Annotated in this window: 6 protein-coding genes; all 6 read right to left on the bottom strand. The window is 53.0% G+C overall.

The features are described from left to right. Positions 1 to 273: 273 nt before the first annotated feature. Entirely contained in the window at positions 274 to 744 is a 471-nt protein-coding gene (locus tag PTE_RS09830; protein WP_036845637.1) for a phage virion morphogenesis protein, read from the bottom strand. Between the two features lie 134 nt (positions 745 to 878). After that, the gene (locus PTE_RS09825; RefSeq protein ID WP_036845634.1) at positions 879 to 2,204 is read right to left on the bottom strand and encodes a phage head morphogenesis protein; all 1,326 of its coding nucleotides are present in this window, start codon (positions 2,202 to 2,204) and stop codon (positions 879 to 881) included. Beyond that, positions 2,188 to 3,705, bottom strand: a complete 1,518-nt coding sequence (locus PTE_RS09820; RefSeq protein ID WP_339366720.1) for a DUF935 domain-containing protein — start codon at positions 3,703 to 3,705, stop codon at positions 2,188 to 2,190. Before PTE_RS09820 ends, PTE_RS09825 begins: the two co-directional genes overlap by 17 nt. A gap of 56 nt (positions 3,706 to 3,761) precedes the next feature. Beyond that, positions 3,762 to 5,324, bottom strand: coding sequence for a terminase large subunit domain-containing protein (locus PTE_RS09815; RefSeq protein WP_110742861.1), 1,563 nt, complete (start codon positions 5,322 to 5,324; stop codon positions 3,762 to 3,764). Then, on the bottom strand, positions 5,324 to 5,896 hold the full coding sequence (locus tag PTE_RS09810; protein ID WP_036845631.1) for a DUF3486 family protein: 573 nt from the start codon (positions 5,894 to 5,896) through the stop codon (positions 5,324 to 5,326). The genes PTE_RS09815 and PTE_RS09810 overlap by 1 nt, the downstream gene beginning before the upstream one ends. A 2-nt stretch (positions 5,897 to 5,898) precedes the next feature. After that, a complete protein-coding gene (locus PTE_RS09805) occupies positions 5,899 to 6,186 on the bottom strand; it encodes a VpaChn25_0724 family phage protein (protein ID WP_036845708.1) in 288 nt (95 codons plus the stop codon). Positions 6,187 to 6,194 lie beyond the last annotated feature (8 nt).

The following is a 6,194-nucleotide window of genomic DNA, read 5'->3' as shown; positions in this document are numbered from 1 at the left end:
CACTAAAATGACCCGCGGGTAGCAGCTGATACCAGCCATCATCAGCCTGAGTCATCGACGCAGTCAGGATCGCTAAACGGGGGTTGGGGGTTGGGCTTTTTGTTTTCATGCTGCCATTCTGGGCAATATGAAAAAAAGGTGGGTTTGTGGGGGATCACACCTGTCTAAAGCAGAAAAGATAAAACGGGGCGGCGCAGTGACACTATACCCCGTTTAAAACCCGTTTAAAAATGCCGGGAAGCGTTTAACTTTTTTTCAGGCAAGACTGACACACTAACGCGTTTTCAATGCCGCTGCGTGTTGCGCATTGATAATGTCGATAACATCCGCAACGCCCTGTGCCGACAGTCCCATATACGGTCTGGCGGGAACCGCCGCCGGGCCGGGCGGCATATCGGGCAACCCGCCCCATTGATGGATCGCGGCATAAACTTTATTGGCGCCAATGGCCGCGCTGACGGCGTCATACGCTGTTGACAACGACATCGCCAGTCCCCCCTGTGAGCGCTGTAACATTCTGCCCGTCTTGCCTTTTTTGGCTAATTTAGCTTTATATTTATCGGTTAACGGCCGCCAGGGGTTACCTGTCGTCGGATCAGCTTCATTGGCAAATGCCTCTTCGCTTTCACTGGCGAGAACAGCGGCAATCGCGCGGGTCACCGGCGTGGTATCCCGCCCCAGCTTTTGAACACGTTTAAAGGCTGCTTGTATCGCCGCATCGTCAAATTGATAGTCCAGTTGCATTCATTCTTACTCATGGTAAAATAGGTTAAACAGTGTACGAATAACGGTAATTCGACGTCAGCGCAAAGCGCCATACGTTTATGTGGGTTCAACTCCCGCCACTGTGACAAGCCCCGTTATTCGGGGCTTTGTTGTTACAGCGTGCCTTTCAGTAACTCATAATTCCCGCCGGCGACCCCTTTTTTCAGTTCAGTTAACGGCACCCGGTAGGTATTAATCACTACATCTAAGGCATCCGGTTGCTTGCGTACAGACCAGGGCGCATTGACCACCGTTTTAATGGTGCTGTTATCATCACTACGGATATACAATACATTCTGATTCTGCCTATCCCACAGAACAGCGGAGGGATTAGCCACGGTTTTAGGGAGTGACTGATATTCAGCCATCGTCAAGGCCACGCCTTTTTTCTGGTGTTTAAGGCTGTCAGCATGCACCAGGTCTTTTTCACTGATAGCCAGCACGCGTGCGGCAGGCTTACCCGTCCGTTCTTCCACCGCCACGGCAATATCCTCTGTCATAAACCCTAACGGCTGAATGTTGTTGCCGGGGCGCCGTTGCGTCAGCACCTGACCGACCCATTGCGCGAACGCCTGTTGTCGTACCGGGGCATTATTTAATGACTGGATAACCTGACTACGGAGTTCCCGGTTTTGCAACGCAATCAGCTTACGCGCAATACTGATATCCGACCCCATTGCCAATTGCCCGGCATTGTTTGACCAGCCCGCGCCAGTGGTCATGCGCTGCTGGCCGTGGCGGTACGTCGTGACTTCTGACTGATAAACTTCCCCCGTCCGCTTATCAACCCCGGTTTCAACAAGCTGGGTACTCACCGCCCCAATACTGGACTCGACCTTTAACCCCATTCGTTTAACCTGAGCGGCAGTCAGCGCACGAACGCGGCAGCGACACCCCCAATCGTTAGGCGGATAGAGCGTGTTCCAAATCGGATCATCAAAACGAAACACCCGCCCGTTCATGGCGGCATGGCTTTTGCGGGTATTTTTATCCATCACGGCAATGTACTGCCAATAAGGATGGGTGTCTGTACTTGCCAATTGTTGTTGATATCGCCCGGCCTGATACGCGGTTGCTAAATTGGTGCGATAAATCGTTGCCAGCCGGGCCGGGCTGCCCAGTTGGACCGTTTCCGCATTACCACCACTATCAACCACAATTTGCTTACCCCACCAACCTTGTTCTTGCAAACGGGGTTTCAGGGTCTTGATAAAGTCGCGTTCAGTGGTGCCCTGACTCAGCGCTTTATCCACCTCATCACGAATAGTCGTCAGAATGTCCATATGCGCCGCTTTCGCCACCGTAAACGCCCGTGCATGACTGGCCGCCTCGGTTTCCTGCCAGTTCCAGCTAATGTCATAGCCTTTAGCCCGAAAGTAATCAACGGCCAGCTTTGGCTCCAATTTAGCGGCAATACCCAAATCAACCGGCTGTGGCATTTAAACGCCCCCACAGTTCGGCGACAAACATCGCCCGGTGTAACATATCGGCGAGCTGTTCATCCTCCATTTCAGTATAGAGTTCAGACGCTTTATTTTTTGCCGCCGCATAACCGCCGGCAGTGAGCGCTTCAATGACAGGCGTTAGCAACGGGTCAACGGTGTTTTGCCATTCCTGGCCGCTTACCGCACCTGGCATGGTATTCACCGATGTCACCGGCTCTGCCGTTAATGCTGTCCAGCCGGTTTTAGCATTTAAGAAAGCGGCAGAAAAATCCGGTGTTGCAGGGGACTCCGGTGCTGTCAGACAATCTTCATCATCCGCTGCCACGGGAATTTGTAGCTTATCATGCACCCACTGCACCGGAATTTTCATCCCGAGGCTGACCAGCGAGGGCAATGCCGCTGCGTAGGCGCTCACATCTTCCGGTTCGGACAAATCAAATTCAAACACCGGCTTACGCCGTTGATTATCGAACGATTGGCAATTAAGGGCATACAAAGGAAATACCAGGTCTCGTGTCAGTGTGGACGCTAATTGCGTGGCGTCACTGCTGCGTACTTCGAAACGTACCTCATTATGCACGTTACCCAAGGCGTTGGTACTGGTTGCACCGTCGGCCTGACTGGTTAACGTTCCGCCGAGGATGGCTTTGGACATACTCAGTTCCGCCCAATTCATCATGGACATAAACGGGTCTGCCGTGCCATCCGCGGCATTTTTAAAATCAATCAGCATGGAGCGTGGGATAATCCCGCCGGCATTGTGACCAATCGACATCACCGCATGCAGCAGAGTCTGCTTCTCTTTGTCGGTCGCGCCGGCCGGATATTGTCCGACGCGGATCGGCAGACCGTATATTTCCAGAAATTCAGCTAAGTCCCGGACAGAATAGTTCTTGAAGATAAACGGCCAGACCAGAGTGCGAATTAAGCCGGTACGGGCAAGATAACCCGACTTGGATTTGGCAATATGCTGTATCCAGCCAAACGGCTGTAAATCTTCTCCGTTTGCGGTTCCATCCCGCAAGCGTAACTGATTGCGTTTATCTTGTGGCGTCTGAAACCAGGACGGATCACGCCATTCCACCGCACGCGGAATCATCAGATCACCGACATTTTCCCATTCGATCTCCTGACAGGAAAAACCTTTGTGAATGGCATCCGTGGCATCAAAGAGACAATCCGGCAACCAGCTGGCATCCGATAAGATTTCGGTCAGTTCTTCTGAATCCCGGGTTTCTTCACGGCTGGCCCGGTGTGGTGGCTTAATGGCCCAGTCAAGCGACTGAATAGCCCGCCGGCGCTTACCCAATTCTGACTGTAAATGGGCGTCTTTTTCTTCCATATCTTCCGCCAGTTCACACTGTGCCAGTAGCTGCCCGCGCTCGGCCTCAATCAGAATTTCAGCCGCGCGCGCGGGCGTCAACCCACTCACGGGATGATCCCCGTAGTATCGGCGCAACTGTGACACACGGGACTCATCATCCTGCGTTTGCATCTCCGGCTTAAACCAGAAACGGCGGCCTACCGCATCCACTAACCTGTTTAATATTTTCACCAGCAGCCTCGCTCAAAGGTTGGTAAATCGTCGTCGTCATTTGCCACGGTGTGTTTACCCGGCAACGGAATAAAGTCAATCATTTGTCCCTCCATATAGGTCGCGCGGGTAAACATCAAATACGCCCCGGCACTGTCACCGTGACGTTTTTTACCGTCGGCCCCGGTTCGGCGGGTTTTATCAATTTTCGGGACGCCCCGAATATTCTGAATTTGACGCTGGTCAGTAATAATGTCTTCATCTTTCGGAATGCGGATATCATTGGATTCATACAGCGCTTTGTATTTCGGCGACCACTCCCGATAAAAGTTATCGGTGACATGGATAGCATCAACCATATCTTCACCGTAGTGTAATAACACGGCTTCCCCTAAATAACCGCCATTTCCGGTCGAGTCGATGGCGATACCCACCAGGCGGGGGAGTCGGTCAATCATAAAAAAGGCTATCTGGCGTTGCTGATTGTAAGGCACATCATGCAATTCAACGGTGACATGCAGCATGCGGCGCGTGTCCTGCTCAATACTGCCGGCACCGATAACCGATAGATCGCCGGAACGGGCAAAATCCTGCCCGTAGGCATGACGGGTATCAGGATCCAGTTTTTGTAATGCCGGTAACAGCGTCTCGTCACAAAACGTCAGTACCGTGTTTTTACGCTCATCTTCCGTCCAGGTCATATGGCCCCTGGGCATAGCAAAGCGGACAACAACACACTGGGCGTCGGTTGCCCGATCAATCAGTACGCGAGGGATATAGGCCCCGCTGCCTTGCTTCGGTACACAATAATATTCTTCCAGCGCATCGTCTTCTGTGGCGGTATCTTTGAACAGATGGGTTTTCCATTCGTCCTCGGTTTCCTGTGACCACGGTTGACGCCTGACCTGACAGATACGCTGATACAACCCCTCATTGCAGGCATCATCTAGCGTGATGGTATGAATGGAATAGCGTTTGCGCCCGGCGCGGGAATCCTGGATCAACTCGTTGAACAGGTTTTCAGTGCCATTATGAGTAGAAATAATCCGCACTTTTGCCCCCCACATCGTCAAGGCCAACGCGGCTTTCAGCACTTCGGCCAGCCGTTCATGGAAAGCCGCTTCATCAATGGTGACATTCCCTTGCATCCCACGTAAGTTTTTGGGATTACTGGATAATGCCTGGACTTTAAACCCGCTGCTAAAGTAAATGATGAATGTCAGGATATCTTTGTCTTCATCTTCAAAGACCTCCTCACCGACTTCACCCGCCGCCAGTCCGTAAGCTTTGGCCCACATGGCCGCCGCATCAATGAACTCACGCGCCATGTCTTTATTGGAACCGATATAGAAATGGTTTGTGCCACCAGCATCACGTGATTGAGCCGCCGTCAATGAGGCATCCGCTGCTTCGGCCCAGGTTAACCCGGTACGCCGCGATTTTTCCGCAATCTTGAGGACGGCATTATCCGCTATCCAGCGCCGCTGATAGCCCAGCAAGACGGCATGGGGATCAAACGTCTCATCGTTAACCGCGTTGATAATAAATTCTGTCGCCGGGTTTAATTCCTGTGCCAACATTAAGCAATCCCCAAAATTTGCCGCTTGATCTCTGCCGCCGCTTCTGCCGTGAGGCCAGCCTGTTTGACCAGGGTTTCTGTCTGCTCTGCGGCTTCCGCCGCAAAGGCCGCGCGGATCTCTTTTTCGCGCTTCGTGCTGGTCATGGCGGCCTGTTCAATCCGGGCAGCAACCAGGGCTAACTGGGACAAGGCCTTCGGTTCAACCGGCTCCCCGCCTTCGGCCAGCTTCATGCTGGTTTCAAACGCCAGGGATTTCACAAACTCTTGCAACAACTTACCCACGTCGGAAGAGGGCGCAGAACCCAACCGGGAGACCCACACATCAGCAATTTCCCGCCCTTCACGGATACGCGCGCCCAGGGTTTCCATCCGGGACGCATAACGATTCAGCCCGGTGCGGGAAATTTTCAGTTCATCCGGCAAGCCTTCCTCATCAATCAATTCATTCACTGCCGCCCGGATATCTTCCTGGGTATGCCGTTTGTCACGCAGCAAACCGTGCAACTGGTCCCGGATGGCCTGCGGCAACAAATCAATCTTGGATGGCCGGCCACGCGTCCGTTTATCATTCATGACTATCCCCTGGGCCGTGGCCGTTTTACACCGGGTACGGTACTGCGACCCTCTGCCACATCCACGCCACGCCCGGTTAAAGTCATGACCAGGCAACCGGCAACATCATTGACTGAAACCAGCCCCTGTTCGGCCAGCCAGTGGCAATGCGTTCGTACAACATCACGACTGACCCGATGGCCGTAGGCATCAAGGCAAGTCTGTAACACCGATTCATTAGCATCACCGCCACACTCAGCCAGCGACCGCAAAATCACCAATCGCTGGTCGGTATTTAAGATTTCACGCATGGATGACA

Source organism: Photorhabdus khanii NC19 (genome assembly GCF_000517265.1).
GTDB lineage: Bacteria > Pseudomonadota > Gammaproteobacteria > Enterobacterales > Enterobacteriaceae > Photorhabdus > Photorhabdus khanii.
The sequence above is the reverse complement of the archived record's forward strand: the minus strand, read 5'-3'. Positions and strand labels throughout refer to the sequence as shown.

Coding starts and splice junctions, on each gene's coding strand:
- PTE_RS09830 (WP_036845637.1), bottom strand. CDS start 744: ATGCAACTGGACTATCAATTTGACGATGCGGCGATACAAGCAGCCTTT.
- PTE_RS09815 (WP_110742861.1), bottom strand. CDS start 5,324: ATGTTGGCACAGGAATTAAACCCGGCGACAGAATTTATTATCAACGCG.
- PTE_RS09810 (WP_036845631.1), bottom strand. CDS start 5,896: ATGAATGATAAACGGACGCGTGGCCGGCCATCCAAGATTGATTTGTTG.
- PTE_RS09825 (WP_036845634.1), bottom strand. CDS start 2,204: ATGCCACAGCCGGTTGATTTGGGTATTGCCGCTAAATTGGAGCCAAAG.
- PTE_RS09820 (WP_339366720.1), bottom strand. CDS start 3,705: ATGCAAACGCAGGATGATGAGTCCCGTGTGTCACAGTTGCGCCGATAC.
- PTE_RS09805 (WP_036845708.1), bottom strand. CDS start 6,186: ATGCGTGAAATCTTAAATACCGACCAGCGATTGGTGATTTTGCGGTCG.